Here is a 21,901-nt window from a genome sequence, read left to right as displayed (position 1 = left end):
ACAGGGCCGGCTTCGGCTTCACAGGGCCGGTGAGTGCACCGCCACCGTTTCGAGGTTGAAGCGGACGTCGGAGGCCTCCACCGGGGCGCGTAGCGGCGTCACCACGGCGAAGTGCTCGGCCAGGGCCGCCAGGTCGGTCTGTGGCTCCAGCAGCTCGTCAGCGGCCTGCACAGCGGTCCGGACGAAGCCCTCGCCGGCCTCGGCGATGCTCATCTGCACCTGGCCGAACTGCGCGAGCGCGGCCCGCCGCAGCCCGCGGATCCCGTCCAGGTGCAGGTCGGGCACGTTGAGGTTGAAGACGGTGCCGGGCGCCGTGTGCTGCAGCGTCGGTATCAGCCGCACCGCCAGCTCGGCGGCGCTGCTCCAATGCCGCTTCTCGTCGTCGGCCTCGGTGATCACGTCCATCGCGGCGCCGCCGCTGCGCGTCGACGCCACCCGCGGGGAGAGCACGTCCAGCGACACGGCGAGGCCGTGCAGACCCGCGTACGAGCCGGTGAACGTCGCCCCGACGGTGCCGGAGTGCACGACGGCCGATCCCGCGTTGGCGCCCCGGTTGATGCCCGACAGGATCATCGTGGGGATCTCGCCGAACGCCTCCCGCAGGGCGAGCAGCACGATGTAGGCGGGTGACGCCGCGACCGCGTACGCCGGAATGTGCTTCGCCCCCGTGAGCTCGCGCTTGTGCAGAATGATCTTGCCGTGTTCCTCGATCGCGGTCATCGCGGCGCTGGAGCCGCTCGACTCGGTGACCGGCGCGGCCACGACCACGTCGTGCCCCTCCCGGGCGGCGGCCCGCGCCAGATAGCGGAGGCCGGGCGAGTCGATGCCGTCGTCGTTGGTGACCAGGATTCGTGTCATCGTGCCTTCTTGATCGGGGTGAGCCGGATGCGCTCGGTGAGCACCTGAACGGCGTCCAGGTGTCCCGTGCCGAGACCGTGCCGGGTGACGTTCAGGGCGCCGGCGGCCGCCCCGGTGCGGACCGCCTCGCTCATCTCGCCGCCGCGGGCGAGCACCGCGGCCACGCCTGCGGTCATCGAGTCGCCGGCGCCGCGGCCGTCGGTGAGGGTCAGCTTGGGCGTGCCGACCCGGTAGATCTCCTCGTTGATCATTGCCAGCGCGCCCGCGTCGGCGCGCGACACCAGCACCGCCTCGGCGCCGTCGTCATGCAGCTTGAGCAGGGCGTTGGTGAGATTCTTCTCGGAGTCGTCGGGGGAGAGGCCGTCGGCGATCAGCTCCTCGTGGCTGACCTTCACGACGTTGAGGCCGGCCGACAGCACCGCCTGGAGGTGGTCGCCGCACAGGTCGGCGATCACCTTGCAGCCGTTGGCCCGCAGGTCAGCGGCGAGGCGTCCGTAGACGTCGGGGCGGATGACCGAGGGGTGCGCCGGGCCGCTGAGGATGGCGATGCCGGCCCGCAGTCCTTCGGCCAGCGCCAGGTTGTAGAGCTCGTCCAGCTCGTGACGGGTCAGCGGCGCGCCGGCGATCTCGGCGATCGAGCGGCGCTGACCGTCCCGGCGGTCGTGCACGTACCAGCCGCTGCCGGTCTCACGCGGGACCGTGCGCAGCGTGACGCCCTTGAAGTCGAGCAGCGGTTTGAGGACCCGGCCGACCTCACCGCCCACGGCGCAGCAGAGGATCACCTCGGCGCCCAGCGAGGTGATCATGCGGGTCTGCCAGATGCCCTGTCCGCCCGGGTGCACGTGCAGCTCGGGCAGCTCGTGCTGCTGCTCGATAGTCACGGTGAGTTGAGGTGCAGGCGCGAAGACCATGACCCGAGCGTCGCTCATATCCGACATTGTCCACTTTTGCGGGCGGCATGGTCTGGCAAATGCCGCAAAAGCGATTAGAGCTCGAGCGCCTCGTTCGTGAGCTCGTGCAGGGCCTCGGTCAGCTCGGGGCGCGCCCGCAGCAGCTCTTCCAGGCGGACCCGCCACTTGCCGGCCTCGACGTCGCTCGCGTACCGGTCGCCGCCGGTCTCGACCAGCGCGGTGAGCAGTCGCTGCCGGGTGTCGGCGAACTGGCCGTAGATCTCGCTGCCGAGCCGGGCGAGCACGCGTGCCGCGAATTGCTCCGAGTGCGCGCTGCCGGCAGCGCGGACGAACGCGCGGGCGCCGTCCCAGGCAACGCGCGGTTGGTGGACGACCGACGGCGTCATGACTGAGTCCCTCCGTGATGGCATAACCACTCAGCGTAGTGAGATGGCCGATGTGTGATCAGCATGCCCGGGACCTGTGATGATCGCCATAGCCCGGTCACCAGCCGGCCGGGGCGCACCCGCCGCTCGCGCCGACCGGCTCCACCTGGAGCGTGGCGTGATCGATGTCGAACTCGTCGTGCAGCGCCTCGCGGGCCGTGCTGAGCACCGTGGCGAGCTCGGCCGCGGGCTCGAGGCTCAGATGCGCGGAGGCGACGTCCATGCCCGAGGTGAGCGTCCAGACGTGCAGGTCGTGAACGTCGCAGACGCCCGGGACGGCGGCCAGCCGAGCGCGGACCGCCGTGATGTCGAGGTGCTCGGGAGCGGCCTGCACGAGGATCCGGACGGCGTCGCGGCCCAGGGCGAACGTGCGCGGGAGGATCATGAGGGCGACGATCACGGCGACGATCGGGTCGGCGTACGACCAGCCGGTGAGCCCGATGACCACGGCGGCCACGATGACTCCGACCGAGCCGAGCAGGTCGCCGACCACCTCGAGGTAGGCCCCGCGGACGTTGATGCTCTCCTTGGCGCCCGAGCGCAGCAGCGCGAACGCGACCACGTTGACCGCCAGGCCGCCGGCCGCCACGATCAGCATTGCCCCGGCCGGCACCTCCGGCGGGTCGGTGAACCGGCGCACCGCCTGCACCAGCACGAACCCGGCCACCGCGGTGAGCAGGGCGGCGTTGGCCAGCGCGGCCAGCACCTCGAGGCGGTAGAGCCCGAAGGTGCGGTGGGAATCGGTGGCGGCGCGCCCGGCCGCGGTGATCGCGGCGAGCGCCATGGCGATGCCGAGCACGTCGGTGAACATGTGCCCGGCGTCGGAGAGCAGCGCCAGCGAGCCGGTGGCGATCGCGGCGGCCGCCTCGACCAGCATGAAGGCCGCCAGCAGCCCCGCCGCCCACCACAGGCGGGCACGATGACGGTCGCCGGCGCGCAGCGCCTGCCCACCGTGGTCGTGTCCGGCTCCCATGTACCCAACCCTCCGTCGCGGTGACCCGCATCGGCCAATGTATGAGTACATCGCTATATGTGCAAGCCGAACCGCAGGGGATCCGGCGGGGTATGCAATCACTGACAACCCACAGCTCCGCCTGGAAAGGGATGATCCGTGTCCAGACGTACTCTCGCGATTGTCATCTCCATGCTGCTGGCCGTCACCCTCGGCGCGCCGCCGGCAGCCGCGCATTCCCGACATTCCGACGTCCTGAAGGCGTTCCCGCTCCCCAACGGTTTCCAGCCGGAGGGCATCGCCATCGGCGAGCGGCCGTACGCCTACTTCGGTTCCCGCCTCGACGGCGACATCCTCCGGGTCAGCCTGGTCACCGGCGAGCGCCGCGTGATCACCCAGGGGCCGGGCACCCCGTCGCTCGGCCTCAAGCTCGACAAGCAGGAGCGACTCTTCGTGGCCGGCGGCAGCGGCGGCAACGCCCGCGTCGTCGACACCCGCAACGGCAAGGTGCTCGCGTCCTACACGCTGCGGACCGCCCCGTCCTTCATCAACGACGTCGTCCTGACCGGCGACGCCGCCTGGTTCACCGACTCCACCAACCCGGTCCTGTTCAAGCTCGCTCTCGGGAAGAAGGGCAAGCTGCCCGGCCGGGCGGTCCGGGTGCCGATCACCGGCGACCTGGTCTACGCCACCGGCAACAACGCCAACGGCATCGCCGAGACCCCGGACGGCAAGGCGCTGATCGTGGTGCAGTCCAACACCGGCCGGCTGTTCAAGGTCGGCTACTCCGGCAAGTCCCAGGAGATCGACCTCGGCGGCCGGAACGTGCTCAACGGCGACGGCCTCTGGCTGCGCGGCAGCACCCTCTACGTCGTGCAGAACCGACTCAACCTGATCACCAAGATCCAGCTCAACAAGGACGCCACGAAGGGCAAGGTCGTCTCCAGCACCACCGACAAGGCGTTCGACGTCCCCACCACGATCGCCGAGTACGGCAAGCGCCTCTACCTGCCCAACGCGCGCTTCACGACCCCGGCCACCCCCGACACCACCTACGACGCGGTCAGCGTGCCGATTTTCTAGGAGACCTGGCCCGTAGCCGGCACCCAGTCGGCCCTCGTGCCGACCGTGGTCAGGCGCTGGGTGGCCCGGGACAGGGCGACGTAGAGGGTGCGGATCCCGGCCGGGTCAATGGTCAGGGACGCCGGCTCGACCAGCACCACCGCGTCGTACTCCATGCCCTTGGCCTCCAGCGCCGTGACCACCTGGACCCGCTCGGGCAGGCCGGCCACCCACGCGGCCATCTCGTCGCGCCGCAGCACTGGCGTGATCACCCCGATCGTCCCGTCGACCTCGGTCAGCTGCTTCTCGGCGAGCTCGCGCACCAGGCCGGGCAGCCCGGCCCGGTCGGTGACCACGTCGACCGGGTCCACGCCGGTGCTGCGCACGGCCGACGGCAGCGGGAGGTCCGGCATGATCGTCCGGATCACCCGGGCGGCCACCGCGAAGATCTCCGACGAGTTCCGGTAGTTCGTGGTCAGCGCGTAGCTGTTGCGCTTGCGGGAGCCGAGCGCGCGGTCGCGGGACCGGTCGAGCTCGGCGGGGTCGCCGGCCCACGCGGTCTGCGCCGGGTCGCCCACGATCGTCCAGGACGCGTACTGCCCACGGCGGCCGATCATCCGCCACTGCATCGGCGAGACATCCTGCGACTCGTCGACCACGACGTGCGCGTAGTCGCGGTAGTCGTCGTCGCGCTGCACCTGCTGGGCGCGGGCGGCTGCCTGACGGTCCGCGTACGTGCTGACCTCCTGGATCCCGTCGCGTACGTGGAACGGGTTCTTGGTCTTTTTCTGCGGCTGCCGGGACCGTCCGAGGATCTCGTCGAGCTCGTCCAGCAAGGCGACGTCGGCGATCGTCGGGACATCGCCGAAAGTCCCCTGCAAGGTCGCGATCTCCTCGCGGGAGAGCAGGCCGTTGGCATACTTGCGGAGCCGCCCCGGATCGGCCAGCCAGCGCAGCACCCGCATCGGCGTGAAGCGCGGCCACCAGGCCTTGAGGAATTCCCGGAAGTCGGCGCGGTCGGCCAGCTCGGCCTCGAAGTCGGCCTTCTCCGGCAGACCGCTGACCTTGTGCTGGCGCGCCTGGGCCCAGAGCGCGTCGAAAACGCGGTCGAAGCCGTGGCCACGCACCTCGTTGCGGCGCGCGCCCCGCGGCAGCGCCCGGCGCCGGATCGCGTCCAGCTCCTGCGCGTCCAGCCGCAGCAGCGTGCCCCGGTAGAGCAGGCGCAGCTCGTCGGGGCCGCCCGGGACGCCGTCGTGCGAGGCCCGTTCGAGCACCCGCCTCATCCGCAGCGAGCCCTTGATCGCCGCGACCGGCCCGCTGTCGACCCGGGTGGCGTCGTAGCCGACCACCAGCGAGCCGAGTGAGCGCAGCGTCGCGGTGTCCTCGCCGAGCGAGGGCAGCACCGTCGCGATGTAGTCGACGAAGACGCCCGACGGCCCGACCACCAGGATGCCGCCGCCGGCGAACCGGTTGCGGTCCGAGTAGAGCAGGTACGCCGCGCGGTGCAGCGCGACGGCCGTCTTGCCGGTGCCGGGCCCGCCGGTCACGATGGTCACCCCGGAGGCGGGGGAGCGGATCGCCTCGTCCTGCTCGCGCTGGATGGTCGCCACGATGTCGCGCATGCCGCGGCCGGTCGCCTTCGACAGGCTGGCCAGCAGCGCGCCGTCGCCGACGATCCGCATCCCGGGCGGCGCGGCGTCGGGGTCGAGCAGGTCGTCCTCGATCCCGATGACCGTCTCCCGGCTCGACTGGATCATGCGGCGGCGCACCACGCCGAGCGGCTCGGCGGCGGTGGCCCGGTAGAAGGCCGCAGCGGCGGGCGCCCGCCAGTCGACGACCAGCGGCTGCGCGCTCTCGTCGCGGATGCCCATCCGGCCGACGTAGTGGGTCGCGCCGGTCTTGAGGTCGAGGCGGCCGAAGACCAGGCCCTCGTACTCGGTGTCGAGGGCGTGCCGGCGGCGGGCCGCGTGGAAGACCATCGCGTCCCGCTCGACCAGCGCGCCGTACGTGCCGACGCCGGCCAGCTGGTATCCCTCTTTCTCGGCGCGCGACGCATTCCGGCGCAGCTCGGTGAGGCGGGTGTAGACCTGGTCCACGTGCTGCTGTTCGACCGCGATCTCTTGCTGGAGGACGGTGGGGTCGCTCAAGGTTCTCCCTGCTTCAAAAAGGGGGCAATCGAACTTACTCCCCGGAGGTGGGTCCTTGACAGGCGGGTCGCGATGCGGATACTTAAGCAAGTGCTTAACCAATCGCTCGACCTCATGTATGCGGCCCTCGCCGACGGCAGCCGCCGCACGATGGTCGACCGGCTCAGCCGGGGCCCCGCTTCCGTAAAAGAGCTGGCCGCCCCGCTGAAGATGTCGCTGCCGGCCGTGCTGCAACACCTGCGCGTGCTGGAGGAGAGCGGCCTGGTCCGCTCCGAGAAGGTCGGTCGCGTCCGCACCTGCCGCCTGCAGCCCGAAGCGCTGCAGGCCGCCGAGCAGTGGATCGCCGACCGGCGGGCCGGATGGGTGAGCCGCCTCGACCGCCTCGAAGAATTCCTGAACGGAGAAGAGCAGTGACCGATCGTTCCGCCCTGCATGACACGTTCCGCCTCGACCGGCATTTCGACGCCGCGCCCGGCCGGGTGTTCCGCGCGTTCGCCGACCCGGAGGCCAAGGCCAAGTGGTTCGGCGTGCCGTCCACGACGAAGAACGCGTCCTTCGACTTTCGCGAGGGAGGCCGGGAGGTCACCGAGACCACCTTCGACAACGGCACGCAGTTCGGCTACTACTCGACCTATACCGACATCGTGCTCGACGAGCGGATCGTCTACACGTACGAGATGACCATGAACGGGCAGCGCATCTCGGTCTCGGTGGCCACGATCGAGCTGCGCGCGAGCGCCACCGGCGGCACCGACTTCACCCTCACCGAGCAGGGCGTCTACCTCGACGGGCTGGACAATCCGGGGCAGCGCAAGCAGGGCACCGAGGAGCTGATGGACGCCCTGGCCAAATCCCTCTAGGCGGCCTGGCCCTCGACGCGGCCGGCCTTGCGCGCCCGCTTGACCCGCCACTGCCGGTCGCCCCGGGTGCTCGCGCCGGCCCGCTCGACGATCCCCGCCAGAACCGCGGAGACCGCGGCGTGCCGCTCGAGGATCAGCATGTGCCCGGCGCCGGGAAACACGGTGAGCTCGGTGCCGGGCAACGCCTCGGCGATCCCCTCGGCGCACGGCGGTGGCGTCAGCCGGTCGCGGTCGCCGACCAGCACGGCGGCCGGCACGTCGCCCAGCCGGGCGAGCGTGTCGAGCCGCTGCTGCTCGCCGATGGAGGCGCGGAAGCCGCCGATCGATCGCAGCGTCGTCCGGCTCACGCTGCGCATGGTCAGCCGGAGGGCGGCGTCCTCGTAGTCGTCGCCGAACAGCAGCCAGCGCAGCGGCAGCCGCAACGCCGGGATCAGCGCGCGGTGCGGACGCCAGTCGCCGGAGCGGGCCAGCACGCCCGCGCCGAACGTCTCGCCGGCCCGCATCAGCGCGGCCAGCCGGGGCGGCAGCCCGTACATCGTGTGGGCGGTCCCCTCCGCGGTCGTCGACACGAAGAGCAGCCCGGCGACCCGCTGCGCGAACTCCTCGGGGTGCCCGTGCGCGTACTCCATGATCGTCATGCCGCCCATCGAGTGCCCCGCCAGCACGACCGGCCCGGCGGGCGCCGTCTGCCGCAGCACTTCGGCGAGATCGTCCCCCAGCTGCCCCAGCGTCGCCGACCCGAGCCGGGTGGGCCCGGAGCCGCCATGCCCGCGGGCGTCGAAGGCGACGATCCGCGGCGGATCGGCGGTGTTCAGAAGAGCCGCGATCTGGTGTTGCCAGGTGCGCCGGCTGAGGCACCACCCGTGCAGCAGGACGACGGTGACCTGCGCGTCCTCGGGCCCCCACGTTTCCACGCAGAGGGAGACGCCGTCCGGCAGCGTCAGAGCGGACCGCTCGGACATGGGCACCTCCGCGAGTCGCACGGCCCCGTTGTACCCACGGGTAGCAATCATCACTCGTGATCGCCGTCACCGCCACCCTCCAAGGCTGATTTATGGCCATTTGCCCGACCGGTCGCAACCCACGCGTACGTCAGCATTCCGTGACTTGTCTCGCACTCCCTGTTCCCTCGGCCGAACTCGGCGAGAATTCCCTTCATGACCATCGACCCGTCGGCCCCGCAGCCCGCGCCGATCGCCAACGCCGCCGACGCGCTGGCCGAGTTGGTCGCCGGCAACAAACGCTTCGTCAGCAGCCGCCCCGAGCACGGCCACCAGGTCTCCGCGGCCGCCGCCGCATCGGGCGGTCAGCAGCCGCACGCGGTCGTCATCGGCTGCATCGACTCCCGGGTCCCCCTGGAAGCGATCTTCGACCAGACCTTCGGCTCCATCTGCGTGGTCCGCTCCGGCGGCCACGTGGTCGACCGCGCCGTTCTGGGCTCCGTGGGCTTCGCCGTGGCCAAGCTCGGCGTCCCCTTGATCATGGTCTTGGGCCACAAACGCTGCGGCGCCGTCCAGTCGACGGTCGACGCCCTCCGCACCGCCGACCGCCCCTCCGGCGACATCGGCTACCTGGTCGACCAGATCGCCCCCGCGGTCAGCTCGCTGGCTCTCGACGACCCGACGGTTGCCGACAAGGCCATGCGCACCCACGTAACCCGCACGGTCGCGCGCATGCGAGAGATCGAGGGCGTCGCAGAGGCGGTGGCAGCCGGGCGCGTGGACGTCGTGGGCGCGGTCTACGACCTCGACACCGGCTGGGTCGACCTTCTCCCCTAAAAGCCATATATCGTACGGGCTCAGCCCGGCCCCGCCTCCTCGCGTCAATGCCCGCCCGCGCCTCTTCTCCGGCGCCCGGGGGTGGCCCGCCCCGCCGCATCGTGGTCGGGCTCCGAGTGCGACCGCTTGCGCTCACCGGGTGGTTGCGCTGGGTTCGCCAAGGCGGGGGAGTCGGTGGCTGAGGGTGATGCCGCCGCTTCGGCCGCGTGCGTGGGCGCTCTGGGCGCGCGCTATAGCGGCGAGCGCGGCAGGTCGCCGTCATAGCTGCCGCCCGCGCTTCGCGCGATGGTGATTTCCTGTTCGCCGCGCGCGGCAACTCATCAAGGTCGCACTGCATGGGGGGTTTGTATGCTTGAGGGGGTTTTGCCGGGATCATGCCTTGGTGATCATCGGTGGGATGATGATCAGAGGGCGCGAAAAAGGCGCCTCCGGCAGTCCGGGGGCGCCTTTTGCGCAGATCAGGAGCCGGTGCTCAGCCCTCGAAGACGCCGGCGTCGACGAGGCGCTTCTCGGTCGAGGCCCAGCCGTGCTGCGGGTTGGCGGCCTCGAGGGACTCGAGCTCGGCGCGGATCTTGGCGCCGTGGCCGGCCGCGGCGAGGATGCGGATCTCCTCGATGAAGGCCTCGGAGTCGGTCTTGAGGTGCGCGGTCTTGCCGTTGGTCAGGTTGCGCACGTAGGCGAAGCGGCCGTTGGCAAGCGGGATGACGTATTTGTACTCACCGAGCACGCTCAGAGCGCCACCGGTGCTCTGGCCGGCGCGGACTGATGCGCGGGCGGTCTTCGAGGTGTTGGTCGCCACGGCGGTACTCCTTGAGAAGCAGAAAAAAGGCCGTAGCAACTCTACACGATGCCCCTGGTGCCGTGCCGTCCGAGCAGGTACGGGCGTTGAGAAGGATGTGCCACTACGGCAGCTCCGATGTCGATGTTGCCGATTCTCTGGCGCACCATCAGTACCAACCGGCATCATGGGACACGATCAACCGCGGTCGAGGTCGTAGGGGAAGACGCACCTCGGTCTCCGGGAGGTCACCGTGCCAACGTGTGGCGTCGTATACGTCCACTCGACCCCACTTGCCGTGTGCCAGCACGTCGAGTGGGCGATCGCGCGCGTCCTGACCGCGCCGGTCAATCTGCAATGGACCACGCAGCCCGTCGATCCGGGCGCGCGGCGGGCCGAGTGCAGCTGGACCGGTCGGGCCGGGACTGGCGCCGAGCTGGCTGCTGCCCTCCGGCAGTGGCCCATGATCCGTTTCGAGGTTACCGAAGAGCCAAGCCCGGGCGTGGACGGCGAGCGGTTCATGCACGTGCCCGGCCGAGGCCTCTTTCACGGGATCATGGGCGCTTCGGGGGACATCCAGATCGGCGAGGACCGGCTGCGCGTGATCATGGACTCCGCGCGTGCGCCGGAGGCTCTTTCGCATGCGCTCGAGAAGGCGCTCGGGACGGCGTGGGACGTCGAGCTCGAGCCCTACCGGTACGCGGGCGACGGCGCGCCGGTCACGCTGCTCACCCGGGTGGGCTGAGCCGGCCGGGCTCGTACCTCAGTGGCTCGCGCCATTTGCAAACCAGACACTAGGCAACATTCACGGAGATAACCCCCGATTTTGCGCGACTGGGGGCGGACTGCTTCGATGGCGGGCGTGATGAGGAGACTGCGACTCGCTGCTCTGGTCGTCCCCGCGCTGCTGATGGCATCGTGCGGTGCGGACAAGCAGCCGGCTCCACCGGGGGCGTCGAGCGCCCCGGCCGCGACGCAGGCCCCGTCGAGCGTGGCGTCCACCGGAGACCCCGCCGCCGTGGCCGCCGCGATGAGCGACGTCGATCTGGCGGGTCAGGTCCTCATGCCGTACGCGTACGGCAGTGACGCGACCACGGTGGACAAGACCTCGGCAGCCGGCAACCGCAGCCTCGCGGGTGTGGACACTCCGGCCGAGATGGTCGCGAAGTTCCACCTCGGCGGCCTGATCCTGGTCGGCTTCACCGCGCAGGACCCGACCGGCTCCACCAACCCGGCGACCAACGTGGAGAGTCCGCAACAGGTCCGCAAGCTCACCGACGGACTCCAGGCGGCCGCCCAGCAGGCCGGGATCCCTTCGCTGACGATCGGCACCGACCAGGAGTACGGCGTGGTCACCCGCATCACCGAGGGCGTGACCGCGCTGCCCTCGGCGATGGCCGCCGGCGCCGCCGGCCGGCCCGCGCTCACCGAGGCCGCCTGGCGCGCGGCCGGCGAGGAGCTGGCCGCGATGGGCATCACCGTCGATTTCGCGCCGGTCGCCGACACGCTGGGCCCGCCGACCAACACGGTGATCGGCTCCCGCTCGTTCGGCGCCGACCCCAAGGCGAACGCCGCGCAGGTCACCGCGGCCGTGCGCGGGCTTCAGTCGGCGGGCGTCGCGGCCGGCCTCAAGCACTTCCCGGGCCACGGACACACCAGCGGCGACAGCCATGAGGGACTGCCGGTGGTGGCGCAGACCGCGCAGCAGTGGGCGGCGCAGGATCTGCCGCCGTTCCGGGCGGGCGTGACGGCGGGCGCGGGCGTCGTGATGTCCGGCCACCTCGATGTGCAGGCGCTCGACAAGGGGACGCCGGCCACCTTCTCGCACAAGGTCATGACCGACGAGCTGCGCGGGACGCTCAAGTTCACCGGGGTGGCGATCACCGACGCCATGAACATGCCACCCGCCATGAAGTGGCCGGCCGGCGAAGCCGCGGTGCGCGCGCTGAACGCGGGCAACGACATGCTGCTGATGCCACCGGACATCGCGGGCGCCCGGGACGGCATCCTGGCCGGCCTCAAGAACGGCACGCTCAAGCGGGAGCGCCTGGTCGAGGCCGTGACCCGGATCCTCACCCTGAAGGCACACCGGGTTGCGGCGCCCGGCTTGTCGGTGATCGGCGCACCGGCGCACCAGCAGGCGGTTTCCGCACTGGATGCCGCGTCGATCACCGTCCTGCGCGGCGGCTGCACGGGCGCCCTGCTCGCCGGCCCGGTCACGGTCACCGCGGCCGAGGGCCGCGAGGTTGCCCGGGTCAACCTGGTGCGGGCGTTGCAAGCGGCCGGCGTCAACGTCCAAGCCGCGGGTGGCAAGATCATTCACCTCGTCGGGTACGGGGACAAGGCCGTCGACCTGAATCCGGCCGCCGCCATGACCGTCATGATGGACACGCCGTACCTGCTGGCATCCGCGAAGTCCCCGGCGCTGATCGCCACGTACTCGTCGAGCAAGCTGTCGCTGACCGCCCTGGCCGCGGTCGTCGCCGGCAAGGCGAAGGCGACCGGCAAGTCGCCGGTGGCCGTGCCAGGATTGCCGGCCACCGCCTGTCGATAGTCAGGCCGTTCGATGTCTGTTGGCGCCGGTGGCCCGCGGATAGCCTGCGACTGACCAAGCCTCGAACTCTGGGGGGCGATGCGTCTCTCACCCGGCACCCGTGGCCGCGCCTTCGTGATCTCCGCCGTGGTTCTGGCGGCGGTCGGCGTCGCCACGATCGTCATCGCCGCCACCGGATCGCCCGGCGCCACCGGATCGCGCGAGGTCGCGGCGCCGCCCGGTCCGGAAAACGCGGTGCGGGGATTCTTCGACGCGCTGGCCGCCGGCGACGCGCGGGCGGCTCTGGCCTATGTGGAGCCGGTACCGGGATTCGACCTCGCCGCGGATCCGCTGCTGACCGACGCCGCGCTCGGCCCGGAGCGTCGCCCGGCCGCCGTCCAGGTCAGCGCGGCCCGGCAGACCTCCGGCGCGGCCCTCGTGGACGTCACCTACCAGGCGCGCGGCACGACCGTGCGGCAAACCGTGGGCGTAGCCGGCGGCAGCGGCAGCTACCGCCTGCGCGACGCGCTCATCGGGCTGTCGGTCTCCGGCGTGCAGGGCCGTCCGGTCACCGTGAACGGCGTCGAGCTGGGCAAGGAAGACCTGAGCACCGGAGTCTTCCCCGGGTCGTACGAGGTGGCGGTCGACGGGAACGCGTTGTTCGACGGGCAGTCGTTCATCGTCGTGCCGGAGGTGGTGATGGGCGGCGTGGCGGCGGGGGTGAGCTTCAGCGTGCCGGATCTGACCGGGAACGCGGCTGCGAAGATCCAGGCCCAGGTCCGCCGGGACCTCGACGCATGTACGACCGGCAGCAGCGCGAAGCCGGCGGGATGCCCGTTCCGGCTCGACGTGCCGGGCACGAAGGCGCGGGTGAAGTGGTCGATCGCCACGTACCCGTCGGTCACGCCGAAGGTCACCGAGGTCCTCGGCGGACTGGTCGTCTCGCTCTCCGGAGACGGCGTGGCGCATTGGACGGCCGATTTCGTCGACCGGTCCGGCGCCGCGCGGCACGGCAGCGGCGATCTGCGGTTCTCCGTCGCCGGCAGCGCCAAGCCGGTCGGTTCCGGATTCGAGGTCTCGCTCACCACATGAGCGGTCGGGCTCACCACGTGACGGTCTCGCTCACCATGTGACGGTCTCGCTCACCACGTGACGGTCTCGCTCACCACGTGACGGTCTCGCTCGCCACGTGACGGTCTCGCTCGCCACGTGACGGTCTCGCTCGCCACATGACAGCGGGAGCGCCCCGGCAGGGCGCTCCCGCAGCACGAGCGAGCGGTCAGTCGCGGGCGAAGACCAGCGCGACGTTGTGCCCGCCGAAGCCGAACGAGTTGTTCACGGCGGCGGGGATGTCCAGCGGACGGGCCTTGTGGGCGGCCACGTCCAGGTCGAGCCGGTCGTCCGGGTCGTCGAGGTTGATCGTGGGCGGCACGACGCTGTCCCGGATGGCCAGGATTGTGGCGATCGACTCGAGCGCGCCGGCCGCGCCGAGCAGATGACCGGTCATCGACTTGGTCGACGTGACGACCGGGTGGTTGCCGATCGCGACCCGGATGCCCTTGATCTCACCCATGTCGCCGACCGGGGTCGAGGTGGCGTGGGCGTTGACGTGCTTGATGTCGGCGCCGGTCAGGCCGGCGTCGCGGATCGCCATCTGCATGGCGCGGATGCCGCCGGCGCACTCCGGGTCGGGCTGGACGATGTCGTACCCGTCGGAGGTGATGCCGGCGCCGCCCAGGCGCGCGTAGACCCGGGCGCCGCGGGCCGCGGCGTGGTCGGCGCGCTCGAGGATGACCGCGCCGGCACCCTCGCCGAGGACGAATCCGTCGCGGTTCTTGTCCCAGGGGCGGGACGCCTTCTCGGGCTCGTCGTTGCGCGTCGACATGGCGCGCATCGAGGCGAAGCCGGCGATCGGCAGCGGGTGGATCACCGCCTCGGTGCTGCCGGCGATCACCACGTCGGCCCGGCCGGCGCGGATCAGGTCGAGTCCGAGGGCGATCGCCTCCGCGCCGGTGGCACACGCGCTGGCCATGGCGCGCACGCCGGCCTTGGCGCCGAACTCCAGGCCCACGTGGGCGGCCGGGCCGTTCGGCATGAGCATCGGCACGGTGTGCGGGCTGACCCGGCGAGGGCCGGACTGTTCCAGGATGTCGTCCTGGTTGAGCAGGGTGGTGGCTCCGCCGATGCCGCTGCCGAAGCTGACCGCGAGGCGCTCGGAGTCGACCCCGGCATCCTCGAGGCCGGCGTCGGCCCAGGCCTGCTTCGCGGCGATCAGCGCGATCGCCTCGGAGCGGTCCAGCCGGCGCAGGCGGACCCGCTCGATGACCTCGGAGGGTTCCACGGCGAGCTCCGCGGCGATACGAACCGGGAGCTGGGCCGCCCACTCCTGGGTGAGCGGACCCACCCCGGAGCGGCCGGCGACCATTGCGTCCCAGGTGGACGCGACGTCCCCGCCCAACGGGGTCGTCGCGCCGAGCCCGGTGACGACGACGTCTACATTGCTCATGTCAGTGATTCGCCTCGATGTAGGAAACGGCGTCCCCGACGGTCTTGAGGTTCTGGACCTCGTTGTCGGGGATCTTGACGCCGAACTTCTCCTCGGCCGCCACCACCACCTCGACCATGGACAGCGAGTCGACGTCCAGGTCGTCGGTGAAGGACTTCTCCTCGGCGACGTCGTCCGGGTTCACCCCGGCGACCTCCTCCAGGATCTCGGCGAGGCCGGAAGTGATCTCTTCGCGAGTTGCCATTTCTTGGGTATTCCTCTCAAATGGTGGTGAAGTGTTCCGGCTGGGTCGGTCCGCCCGTCACGGGCAGCGAACGACCTGACCGGCGTAGGTGAGGCCGCCGCCGAAGCCGAAGAGCAGGACCGGGGCGCCCGAGGGCACCTCGCGACGCTCGACCAGCTTGGACAGGGCCAGCGGGATGCTCGCCGCCGAGGTGTTGCCCGACTCGACCAGGTCCTTGGCGATGACCACGTCGGGGCCGAGGCCGAGCCGCTTCACGATGCCGTCGATGATGCGGGTGTTGGCTTGGTGCGGGATGAAGGCCGCGAGCTCGGACGGCGCGACGCCGGCCTTCTCGCAGGCCTCCAGCGCGAACGGGGCCAGCGCGGTGGTCGCCCAGCGGAAGACGATCTGGCCCTCCTGCTGGATGTACGGCTGCCAGCCCTCGATGCGCAGGACGTCGCCCTTGTCGGGCGCCGAGCCCCAGAGCACCGGGCCGATGCCGGCCTGCTCGCCCTCGGGCGCCGCGGTGACCACGGCCGCGCCGGCGCCGTCGCCGAAGAGCACGGCGGTGGTGCGGTCGGTCCAGTCGGTCACGTCGGAGAGCTTCTCGGCGCCGATCACGATGGCGTTGCGCGCCGCGCCGGCCCGGATCGCGTGGTCGGCGGTGCCGAGCGCGTACGAGAAGCCGGAGCAGGCGGTGTTCAGGTCGTACGCGGCCGGCGCCGTGATGCCGAGCCGGGCGGCGACCCGGGTCGCGACGTTGGGGCAGCGGTCGATCGAGGTGCAGGTGGCGACCGTGACCAGGTCGATGTCGGCGGCGGACAGGCCCGAGCCGGCCAGTGCCTTCTCGGCGGCGTACGTGGCCATGTCGGCGACGGTCTCGGCGTCGGCGATGCGCCGCTCGGCGATGCCGACCCGGTCCTTGATCCACGCGTCGTTGGTGTCGATGGTGCTGGCCAGGTCGTCGTTGGTGACGATGCGCGAGGGCTGGTAGTGCCCGAGCGCGACGATGCGGGAACCCGCGGCTGTCATCGTGCTGTTCCTCCAATACCGTGCCGGGCGATCAGGTCGCGAGCGGCGGGCAGGTCGTCCGGGGTGTTCAGGGTGACGATCTCGGGGGCGCCGTCGCCCTTGAGCTCGCGCTTGATCAGGCCCGCCAGGGTTCCGGCCGGCGGCAGCTCGACGACGCCGGTGACGCCGAGCTCCTTGAGCGTGCGCATGCACAGGTCCCAGCGGACCGGTGCGGTGACCTGGCGGACCAGGCGCTGGAGCATCTCGCCGCCCTGGGCGACGGCGGCGCCGTCGAGGTTGGAGAGCAGCGTGCGTGCGGGGTCGGTCACCGTCACGTCGGCGGCGAACGCGCCGAGCGCGGTCTCGGCCGGCTTCATGTACGGCGTGTGGAAAGCCCCGGCGACCTGAAGCGCGATGACCCGCGCCTTGGCCGGCGGCTCGGCCGCGAACTTGGCCAGGCCGTCGAGCGAGCCGGCCGCCACGATCTGGCCGGCGCCGTTGCGGTTGGCGGGGTAGAGGCCGTGCCGCTCGATGGTGGCCACCACCTCGTCGGGGTCGCCGCCGAGGACGGCGCTCATCCCGGTGGGCTCGAGGGCGCAGGCCGCGGCCATCTCGCGCCCGCGGACACCGGCCAGGGTGACGGCGGTGTCGGCGGAGAACACCCCGGCGAGGGCGGCCGCGCCGAGCTCGCCGACGCTGTGGCCGGCGGCCACGCCGACCTCCTCGAGGGCCAGGTGCTCGGCGGCGAGCAGCGCCGTGGCGACCAGCAGCGGCTGGGTACGGGCGGTGTCCTTGATCTCGTCGGCGTCGGCCGCCGTGCCGAGGTGGAGCAGGTCGACGCCGCACAGGGCGGACCACTCCCGCAGGCGGGCCTCGGAGCCGGGGAGGTCGAGCCAGGGCGTCAGGAAGCCAGGCTTCTGGGAGCCCTGGCCGGGCGAGAGTAGGGCGAGCACGGTTCTGACTCTTCCGGATAGGGCGGGTTTCCGTGGTTGACGGCGGCAACGAAACCCTACGACCACCGTTGTGGGAATCCTACAAAACCCCCCGGTCAGTGCCCCGATTGAGAGGCTTTTGTGGTGGTGCAAAAGGTGAACGAGCGGTTGGTGATTTAGGTCGCAGGATCGAGCCGGCCGATCGTCATCGCGAGCCGCAGCGCGAACGCGTCCCGCCCGTCGAGCGGGGAGAGGCTGGTCACCTCGGCAACCCGTTTGAGCCGGTAGCGGACCGTGTTGGGGTGGACGTAGAGCTCGCGGGCCGCGCTCTCCAGCACTCCGCCCGAGGCGAAGTAGGCGTCCAGTGTCTCGAGCAGGCCGCCGCCGGCGCGGTGCAACGCGCCGTACACGTCATGGCGCAGCATGCGCCGGGCCGCCATGTCGCCGGCGAGCGCGCGTTCGGGCAGCAGGTCGTCGGCCGCCACCGGGTGGGGCACGCCGGGCCAGGCGGCGGCCGCGCGGAACCCGGCCAGCGCGGCCCGGGCCGATTCGGTGGCCTGGTCGAGCGAGGGCACCGCCGGGCCGACCACGACCGGCCCCTCGCCGAAGCTGGAGGCCAGCGCGGCGGCGCTCGCGGCCGGGTCGGTGACCCCGCTCATCACCACGACGAGGCGGTCGCCGTGCACGCCGCCGATCACCTCGAGCCGGGCGCGGCGGGCGGCGCGGTAGACGGCGTGCAGCACCGAAGTGATCTCGCCGCCCGGGGAGCGGCCGACCACGACGGCGACGGGTGGCGCGTCCGCCCAGCCCAGCGCGGCGGCCCGGCTGGCCAGCACGTCCGACGAGTCGCCGCGAAGCAGCGCGTCGACCAGCATGGCCTGCAGCCGGGCGTCCCATGCGCCGCGCGACTCGGCGGCTCGGGCGTAGACCCGCGCGGCCGAGAACGCGATCTCGCGGGAGAACTTGAGGATGGCCTGGAGCAGCGCCTCCTCCTCGCCGGCCGCGGCCAGCTCGCCGACCTCGGACTCGGCCACGTCGATGGTCACCTTGATCAGCTGGACCGCCTGGGTCAGCGTGATCGACCGGGCCAGCGCGCGGGGCGCGGCCGCGAAGACCTCGTCGGAGATCTCCTGGGTGGTGGCGACCGCGCCGCCCGAGCGGAGCCACTCGACCAGCGAGCGGACGCCGGCCTGGGCGACGAGCATGACCCAGGAGCGCTGGTCGGCGGGGAGCGCGCGGAACCAGGGGAGCGTCTCGTCCATGCGGGCCACGGCCGAGCTCGCGAGCCCGCCGGCGCTGCGCTCGATGCGGCGCAGGGTGGCGGCGAGCGGGGGTTTGGCCGTTCCGGCGGGACGTACGCGCTCTGCCACGCGTCACAGCCTGCCACGCGTCGTCATCGACGACCCTCTCGCAACCGCTCTGTCCCGCTCGGGGCGATACGCCCGGCAACGACCAAGACCGCAGGTGGAGGGGGATATGCGAGGGAATGCGCGGGACCTATGTACCAGTTTGAGCTATTTGCCGGGATAGCAGTGTGCCCCTCCCGCGATTTCGGTCGGTGACCTGGCATGGTGGCGCATTAGCGTTGCCCGGCTCACCCGGCCGGAAAGGTAAAGCCGGGCGCCACAACGCCGATGTGACACCGCGTGAAGGTTGGGGGAGGCGAGATGACGGAACCGGAGAACGGGCCGCTGCGCGCCGACATCGATCCAGCGCTCGAGGACGCACAGCCGATCCTGCCGATGGCGCCTGCCGTCGAGGACGAGCCGCCCGTATCGAGCCGCATGGGCTGCCGCACCGAGCTGCGGGGCTGGGCGGGAGCCCATCTGCACGGCGCGGTGCGACCGCGCCGCAAATCCACGGGCCGCGGCCGCCCACCCGGCCGCTGGTGCTGACTCACCCTCTCGGGTGAGCCGCCCGGCGCGCCCTGGCGCACGCGGGGCGCTACACCGACACGGTGAGGTGTGGACGACAAGAGACGGCTGATCCTGGACCAGGCGCTCGCGCTGGTCGACGAGCGCGGTCTGGCCGCGATGTCGATGCGCGCGGTGGCCGAGCGGGTCGGGCTCACCTCGATGGCGCTCTACCCCTACGTGGGCGGCAAGGACGCGCTTCTCGACGGGCTGGTCGACCTGCTGCACCAAGAGCTGGGCACGTCCGTCGGCAAGGGCCCGGGCGGCGAGGGCGCTGATCACGAGGTCCCAGGCGGCGAGGGTGCTGGTCGCCAGGGTCCCGGTCGCGAGGACGCTGGTCACGCGGGCTCTGGCTGCGAGGGCGCCGACCACGATTGGCGCCGGCGGCTGCGCGCGCTGGGCCGGGCCGTGCGGCAGCTCGCGTACGCCCATCCCGGCGCCTTCCCGCTGCTGCTGAACCGGTCCGCGGCGGGCGCGTCGGCCTCCTGGCTCACCGCGGCGCTACGCGGCATCCTGCACGACGCCGGGATGCCCGGCGACCGGATACCGCGGCTGGCCCGGATGATCTGCGCGTTCCTGCTGGGCTACGCGACCGGCGAGGTCACCGGCGGCCTTCCGGGCTCGGCGCGGGGCGAGGCCGGGGAGCGGGGCGAGGCCGGGGAACGGGAGTTCGAGGCGGACCTGGCCGATCTCGTACGCCTCGTGGAAGTCGCCGTCCGGGCGACCTGATCCGGGTTTGACGCCCCCCACTACGCATATTTCCCTATAAAGGGACTATGCCCGGCGACGATGATGGTCTGCGCGACTTCGTGACCAGCCGCCTCCCGCACCTGCGCCGCTCGGCGTTCCTCATGTGCGGCGACTGGGATCTGGCCACCGAGCTCACCGAAGCCTGCCTGGCCCGGGTGGTGGCCGACACCCGGCGCGGCGCGGTCGCCGACCCGGACGTCTACGCGTACGCGGATCTCATGGAAGCCTGCCGCCGCCGGAACCGCCGCCGCGAGCACGTCTTCGTAGCCTCCGCCGGCGCCGAAGGCGTCGAGGCCGAGTCCATCCTGCTGCTCGACGCGCTGCACAAGCTCGCGCCGCGCTGCCGGGCGGTGCTGGTGCTGCGGCACTGGGACGGGTTCGACGTGGACGCCGTCGGCGCGATGCTCGACCTCGACGACGAGCGGGTCGCCGCCTACGAGCGGGCCGGCCTGACCGCCCTCGAGCAGTTGCTCACCGACTCCGAGGCGGCGCTGGCCGGATGAGCGTGCAGCTGAACCGGCTCCTCGAGCACGTCCTCGACGGCGAGCCCGAGCTGGGCGACGAGATCGACGCGGTCTTCCGCCGCGCCGACCGGTTGCGCCGCCGCCGCACCCGGGTGCTGGTAGCGGCCGGCGTCGCCGCGGTGGCCGTGATCGTGGCGACCGGGTATGCGCTCACCACCGCCCTCATGCCGACCACGGCCGGCTCCACGCCGGTCGCCGCGCCCTCCAGCGCCCCTCCGCTGCCCTCGGCCGTCGCCGACCCGGTGCTCGCGCTGATCGCCCCGATCGTCGACGGCGGGAAGCTGCACATCTACCCGCGGCCGCCCGAGCGCGGCAGCGGCTGGCGGCAGTATTCGGTCGTCGACAAGGACGGCAAGCCTCGCGGCACGGTCGAGGTCGCCGTGTACTCGGTCGCCGAGGATCTGTGCTTTCCGGTGCTCGCCGCCCCCGGCAAGTGCGCGCACACCGAGTGGGCGCCGGCCGGCATCGAGTACGTCCGCTACGACGACGACCGGGACCTCGACTGGCAGGTGCACCAGACGATCGCCCGGCGCATCACGGACGGCCGCACGGTCGCCGTGATGGCCACCGGCGAGCGCGGCGCCGACAACGCCCCGTGGGGCAAGCCGGGGCTGACCGGCGCGCAGATCGAGCAGGTCGCCACCGACCGGCGGCTCTTCAACGCCTTCGGCGCCGCCGAGCAGTGCTCGGGCCCGTCGTCGGGCGCATGCCCCGCCTTCAAGGTGCCGGTGCCGCTGCCGGCCGACTAGCTCGTGCGAGCAACCCCGCGCGACTGGAGCGGGTCGGCGTTGGGGGTCAGCAGCCGGCCATCCTCGGGGCCTTGCTCTGCTCACCAATACGCGCACCCGCGGCGCGCCGTAGGCGGGCGGGGCGCACCGGGCCACTCGCACCGCCGTGGTCACCGCCGCGGTGGGCGTATTGGTGAGCAGAGCAAAGCTGCGCGTATTGGTGAGCAGAGCTGCGCGGCGCGGGCTGATCTGGGCCGGCGAAGATGAACGAGCCGGAGGGGCGCTTCGGGTCCTTGAACCCGGAGATGCCTAGACCCGGCGGCGGATCACGAACGCGATGCCGGCGAGGCCGAACAGGATCACGATCAGTACCGCGCCGTTGAGCAGCAGCAGCTCGCGCATGCGGGAGAGGAAGCCGTTGACGCCGGCCACCGGGTCGAGCTCGCCGACGCTGATGTCTTCGCCGACGCCGCCGCCGATGCCGCCGCCCACGACGTCGGGCCTGGCCTTGAGTGGGACGCCGCTGAGGCGCAGCGTCTCGGACATCGTCAGGCGGCCGTAGAACCAGCCGTCGGCCTTCTTGCCGCTGGGCTGGTTGGCCGGGCGGTGCGCGCGGGGACCGCCGGCGGCCATCGGATACAGGTCGTAGACCTGCAGCGGGATGGTCTTGGCCACCACGGTCAGCGTGAATTTGGGGCCGAGCTTGTCGGCCTTGGGCGCCACCGTCTGCGGCTTGGCCGACGCCATCCAGTTGACCTCGGCGAGCAGCGTGTCGAACAGGCGGGTGCCGTCGGTCTGGTCGACGATGAGCGTGCCCGAGACGTCGGTGCCCTTGATCTGAATGCTGGTCGGCTTGGCGGGCGGTTTCGGTGCGGCCTGCGCCGCCGGGGCAGTCCCGAGAGCCAGCGCGCCGGCGACAGCAATCGCCCCGGCCGCCGACAGCAAGCGTGTCATCGCCCCTCGAACCATCGTCCGGCCTCCCGCCCCGTGGTGGACATGGCTTCGCGCGC

At 71.8% G+C, this 21,901-nt stretch carries 24 protein-coding genes; 11 read left to right on the top strand and 13 right to left on the bottom strand.

The window, feature by feature from the left end; genetic code table 11:
- Positions 1–18 precede the first annotated feature (18 nt).
- The 4 genes from surE to ACIA5D_RS40780 form a co-directional block, all read right to left on the bottom strand.
- The gene (gene surE, locus ACIA5D_RS40795) at positions 19–858 is read right to left on the bottom strand and encodes a 5'/3'-nucleotidase SurE (protein ID WP_396035898.1); all 840 of its coding nucleotides are present in this window, start codon (positions 856–858) and stop codon (positions 19–21) included.
- Positions 855–1,787: a 1-phosphofructokinase family hexose kinase gene (locus tag ACIA5D_RS40790; RefSeq protein WP_396035897.1), complete on the bottom strand. Its 933-nt coding sequence runs from the start codon at positions 1,785–1,787 to the stop codon at positions 855–857. The genes surE and ACIA5D_RS40790 overlap by 4 nt, the downstream gene beginning before the upstream one ends.
- Before the next feature lie 56 nt (positions 1,788–1,843).
- Positions 1,844–2,155, bottom strand: a complete 312-nt coding sequence (locus tag ACIA5D_RS40785; protein ID WP_396035896.1) for a hypothetical protein — start codon at positions 2,153–2,155, stop codon at positions 1,844–1,846.
- A 97-nt stretch (positions 2,156–2,252) separates the two neighbouring features.
- The gene (locus tag ACIA5D_RS40780; protein ID WP_396035895.1) at positions 2,253–3,167 is read right to left on the bottom strand and encodes a cation diffusion facilitator family transporter; all 915 of its coding nucleotides are present in this window, start codon (positions 3,165–3,167) and stop codon (positions 2,253–2,255) included.
- A gap of 138 nt (positions 3,168–3,305) precedes the next feature.
- On the opposite strand from ACIA5D_RS40780, the gene ACIA5D_RS40775 reads away from it, so the two are divergent.
- Positions 3,306–4,229 (top strand): SMP-30/gluconolactonase/LRE family protein, encoded by a 924-nt coding sequence (locus tag ACIA5D_RS40775; protein WP_396035894.1) that lies wholly within the window; start codon positions 3,306–3,308, stop codon positions 4,227–4,229.
- Here ACIA5D_RS40775 and ACIA5D_RS40770 read toward each other — a convergent pair.
- Complete coding sequence (locus ACIA5D_RS40770) at positions 4,226–6,355, bottom strand: HelD family protein (protein ID WP_396035893.1); 2,130 nt, start codon at positions 6,353–6,355, stop codon at positions 4,226–4,228. The genes ACIA5D_RS40775 and ACIA5D_RS40770 overlap by 4 nt on opposite strands.
- Positions 6,356–6,445: 90 nt before the next feature.
- On the opposite strand from ACIA5D_RS40770, the gene ACIA5D_RS40765 reads away from it, so the two are divergent.
- Both ACIA5D_RS40765 and ACIA5D_RS40760 read left to right on the top strand, forming a co-directional pair.
- Entirely contained in the window at positions 6,446–6,769 is a 324-nt protein-coding gene (locus ACIA5D_RS40765; protein WP_396035892.1) for an ArsR/SmtB family transcription factor, read from the top strand.
- Positions 6,766–7,215 carry an SRPBCC domain-containing protein gene (locus ACIA5D_RS40760; protein WP_396035891.1) on the top strand — a complete coding sequence of 150 codons (450 nt, stop codon included), beginning with the start codon at positions 6,766–6,768 and terminating at the stop codon, positions 7,213–7,215. Before ACIA5D_RS40765 ends, ACIA5D_RS40760 begins: the two co-directional genes overlap by 4 nt.
- Here ACIA5D_RS40760 and ACIA5D_RS40755 read toward each other — a convergent pair.
- Positions 7,212–8,177, bottom strand: a complete 966-nt coding sequence (locus tag ACIA5D_RS40755) for an alpha/beta fold hydrolase (protein WP_396035890.1) — start codon at positions 8,175–8,177, stop codon at positions 7,212–7,214. The genes ACIA5D_RS40760 and ACIA5D_RS40755 overlap by 4 nt on opposite strands.
- Before the next feature lie 195 nt (positions 8,178–8,372).
- Here ACIA5D_RS40755 and ACIA5D_RS40750 point away from each other — a divergent pair, with 195 nt between their 5' ends.
- Complete coding sequence (locus tag ACIA5D_RS40750) at positions 8,373–8,993, top strand: carbonic anhydrase (protein WP_396035889.1); 621 nt, start codon at positions 8,373–8,375, stop codon at positions 8,991–8,993.
- A 472-nt stretch (positions 8,994–9,465) separates the two neighbouring features.
- On the opposite strand, the gene ACIA5D_RS40745 is transcribed toward ACIA5D_RS40750, so the two are convergent.
- Positions 9,466–9,792, bottom strand: a complete 327-nt coding sequence (locus tag ACIA5D_RS40745; protein WP_396035888.1) for a hypothetical protein — start codon at positions 9,790–9,792, stop codon at positions 9,466–9,468.
- Between the two features lie 232 nt (positions 9,793–10,024).
- On the opposite strand from ACIA5D_RS40745, the gene ACIA5D_RS40740 reads away from it, so the two are divergent.
- The 3 genes from ACIA5D_RS40740 (at position 10,025) to ACIA5D_RS40730 (ending at position 13,396) form a co-directional block, all read left to right on the top strand.
- Positions 10,025–10,516: a DUF3145 domain-containing protein gene (locus tag ACIA5D_RS40740; RefSeq protein WP_396035887.1), complete on the top strand. Its 492-nt coding sequence runs from the start codon at positions 10,025–10,027 to the stop codon at positions 10,514–10,516.
- A gap of 120 nt (positions 10,517–10,636) precedes the next feature.
- Positions 10,637–12,325: a glycoside hydrolase family 3 N-terminal domain-containing protein gene (locus ACIA5D_RS40735; protein WP_396035886.1), complete on the top strand. Its 1,689-nt coding sequence runs from the start codon at positions 10,637–10,639 to the stop codon at positions 12,323–12,325.
- A 78-nt stretch (positions 12,326–12,403) separates the two neighbouring features.
- Positions 12,404–13,396 carry a hypothetical protein gene (locus ACIA5D_RS40730; protein WP_396035885.1) on the top strand — a complete coding sequence of 331 codons (993 nt, stop codon included), beginning with the start codon at positions 12,404–12,406 and terminating at the stop codon, positions 13,394–13,396.
- Positions 13,397–13,583: 187 nt separating this feature from the next.
- Here ACIA5D_RS40730 and fabF read toward each other — a convergent pair whose 3' ends face one another.
- From fabF to ACIA5D_RS40705, 5 genes are all read right to left on the bottom strand, one after another.
- On the bottom strand, positions 13,584–14,810 hold the full coding sequence (gene fabF / locus ACIA5D_RS40725) for a beta-ketoacyl-ACP synthase II (protein WP_396035884.1): 1,227 nt from the start codon (positions 14,808–14,810) through the stop codon (positions 13,584–13,586).
- Between the two features lies 1 nt (position 14,811).
- The gene (locus ACIA5D_RS40720) at positions 14,812–15,054 is read right to left on the bottom strand and encodes an acyl carrier protein (RefSeq protein WP_020516670.1); all 243 of its coding nucleotides are present in this window, start codon (positions 15,052–15,054) and stop codon (positions 14,812–14,814) included.
- 57 nt (positions 15,055–15,111) lie between these two features.
- Positions 15,112–16,065, bottom strand: coding sequence for a beta-ketoacyl-ACP synthase III (locus tag ACIA5D_RS40715; protein ID WP_396035883.1), 954 nt, complete (start codon positions 16,063–16,065; stop codon positions 15,112–15,114).
- On the bottom strand, positions 16,062–16,997 hold the full coding sequence (locus ACIA5D_RS40710) for an ACP S-malonyltransferase (protein ID WP_396035882.1): 936 nt from the start codon (positions 16,995–16,997) through the stop codon (positions 16,062–16,064). The genes ACIA5D_RS40715 and ACIA5D_RS40710 overlap by 4 nt, the downstream gene beginning before the upstream one ends.
- Before the next feature lie 155 nt (positions 16,998–17,152).
- Positions 17,153–18,346: a PucR family transcriptional regulator gene (locus tag ACIA5D_RS40705; RefSeq protein WP_396035881.1), complete on the bottom strand. Its 1,194-nt coding sequence runs from the start codon at positions 18,344–18,346 to the stop codon at positions 17,153–17,155.
- A 297-nt stretch (positions 18,347–18,643) separates the two neighbouring features.
- Here ACIA5D_RS40705 and ACIA5D_RS40700 point away from each other — a divergent pair, with 297 nt between their 5' ends.
- The 4 genes from ACIA5D_RS40700 to ACIA5D_RS40685 all read left to right on the top strand — a co-directional run bounded on the left by ACIA5D_RS40700 (position 18,644) and on the right by ACIA5D_RS40685 (position 20,912).
- On the top strand, positions 18,644–18,871 hold the full coding sequence (locus ACIA5D_RS40700; RefSeq protein WP_396035880.1) for a hypothetical protein: 228 nt from the start codon (positions 18,644–18,646) through the stop codon (positions 18,869–18,871).
- Positions 18,872–18,940: 69 nt separating this feature from the next.
- Positions 18,941–19,618, top strand: coding sequence for a TetR/AcrR family transcriptional regulator (locus ACIA5D_RS40695; RefSeq protein WP_396035878.1), 678 nt, complete (start codon positions 18,941–18,943; stop codon positions 19,616–19,618).
- Positions 19,619–19,665: 47 nt separating this feature from the next.
- A complete protein-coding gene (locus tag ACIA5D_RS40690) occupies positions 19,666–20,142 on the top strand; it encodes an RNA polymerase sigma factor (protein ID WP_396035876.1) in 477 nt (158 codons plus the stop codon).
- Entirely contained in the window at positions 20,139–20,912 is a 774-nt protein-coding gene (locus tag ACIA5D_RS40685; protein ID WP_396035875.1) for a hypothetical protein, read from the top strand. The genes ACIA5D_RS40690 and ACIA5D_RS40685 overlap by 4 nt, the downstream gene beginning before the upstream one ends.
- A 288-nt stretch (positions 20,913–21,200) precedes the next feature.
- On the opposite strand, the gene ACIA5D_RS40680 is transcribed toward ACIA5D_RS40685, so the two are convergent.
- Positions 21,201–21,845, bottom strand: a complete 645-nt coding sequence (locus ACIA5D_RS40680) for a hypothetical protein (RefSeq protein WP_396035873.1) — start codon at positions 21,843–21,845, stop codon at positions 21,201–21,203.
- Positions 21,846–21,901 lie beyond the last annotated feature (56 nt).

It is taken from the genome of Actinoplanes sp. NPDC051513 (genome assembly GCF_044454685.1).
GTDB lineage: Bacteria > Actinomycetota > Actinomycetes > Mycobacteriales > Micromonosporaceae > Actinoplanes.
Note: the sequence above shows the minus strand (reverse complement) of the source record. Positions and strands in the feature narration are given on the sequence as shown.

Bases quoted from the DNA above. Each gene is read 5' to 3' on its own strand.
- surE (WP_396035898.1), bottom strand. From the start codon at position 858: ATGACACGAATCCTGGTCACCAACGACGACGGCATCGACTCGCCCGGC.
- ACIA5D_RS40790 (WP_396035897.1), bottom strand. From the start codon at position 1,787: ATGAGCGACGCTCGGGTCATGGTCTTCGCGCCTGCACCTCAACTCACC.
- ACIA5D_RS40785 (WP_396035896.1), bottom strand. From the start codon at position 2,155: ATGACGCCGTCGGTCGTCCACCAACCGCGCGTTGCCTGGGACGGCGCC.
- ACIA5D_RS40780 (WP_396035895.1), bottom strand. From the start codon at position 3,167: ATGGGAGCCGGACACGACCACGGTGGGCAGGCGCTGCGCGCCGGCGAC.
- ACIA5D_RS40755 (WP_396035890.1), bottom strand. From the start codon at position 8,177: ATGTCCGAGCGGTCCGCTCTGACGCTGCCGGACGGCGTCTCCCTCTGC.
- ACIA5D_RS40750 (WP_396035889.1), top strand. From the start codon at position 8,373: ATGACCATCGACCCGTCGGCCCCGCAGCCCGCGCCGATCGCCAACGCC.
- ACIA5D_RS40735 (WP_396035886.1), top strand. From the start codon at position 10,637: ATGAGGAGACTGCGACTCGCTGCTCTGGTCGTCCCCGCGCTGCTGATG.
- ACIA5D_RS40730 (WP_396035885.1), top strand. From the start codon at position 12,404: ATGCGTCTCTCACCCGGCACCCGTGGCCGCGCCTTCGTGATCTCCGCC.
- fabF (WP_396035884.1), bottom strand. From the start codon at position 14,810: ATGAGCAATGTAGACGTCGTCGTCACCGGGCTCGGCGCGACGACCCCG.
- ACIA5D_RS40720 (WP_020516670.1), bottom strand. From the start codon at position 15,054: ATGGCAACTCGCGAAGAGATCACTTCCGGCCTCGCCGAGATCCTGGAG.
- ACIA5D_RS40715 (WP_396035883.1), bottom strand. From the start codon at position 16,065: ATGACAGCCGCGGGTTCCCGCATCGTCGCGCTCGGGCACTACCAGCCC.
- ACIA5D_RS40700 (WP_396035880.1), top strand. From the start codon at position 18,644: ATGACGGAACCGGAGAACGGGCCGCTGCGCGCCGACATCGATCCAGCG.
- ACIA5D_RS40690 (WP_396035876.1), top strand. From the start codon at position 19,666: ATGCCCGGCGACGATGATGGTCTGCGCGACTTCGTGACCAGCCGCCTC.
- ACIA5D_RS40685 (WP_396035875.1), top strand. From the start codon at position 20,139: ATGAGCGTGCAGCTGAACCGGCTCCTCGAGCACGTCCTCGACGGCGAG.
- ACIA5D_RS40680 (WP_396035873.1), bottom strand. From the start codon at position 21,845: ATGACACGCTTGCTGTCGGCGGCCGGGGCGATTGCTGTCGCCGGCGCG.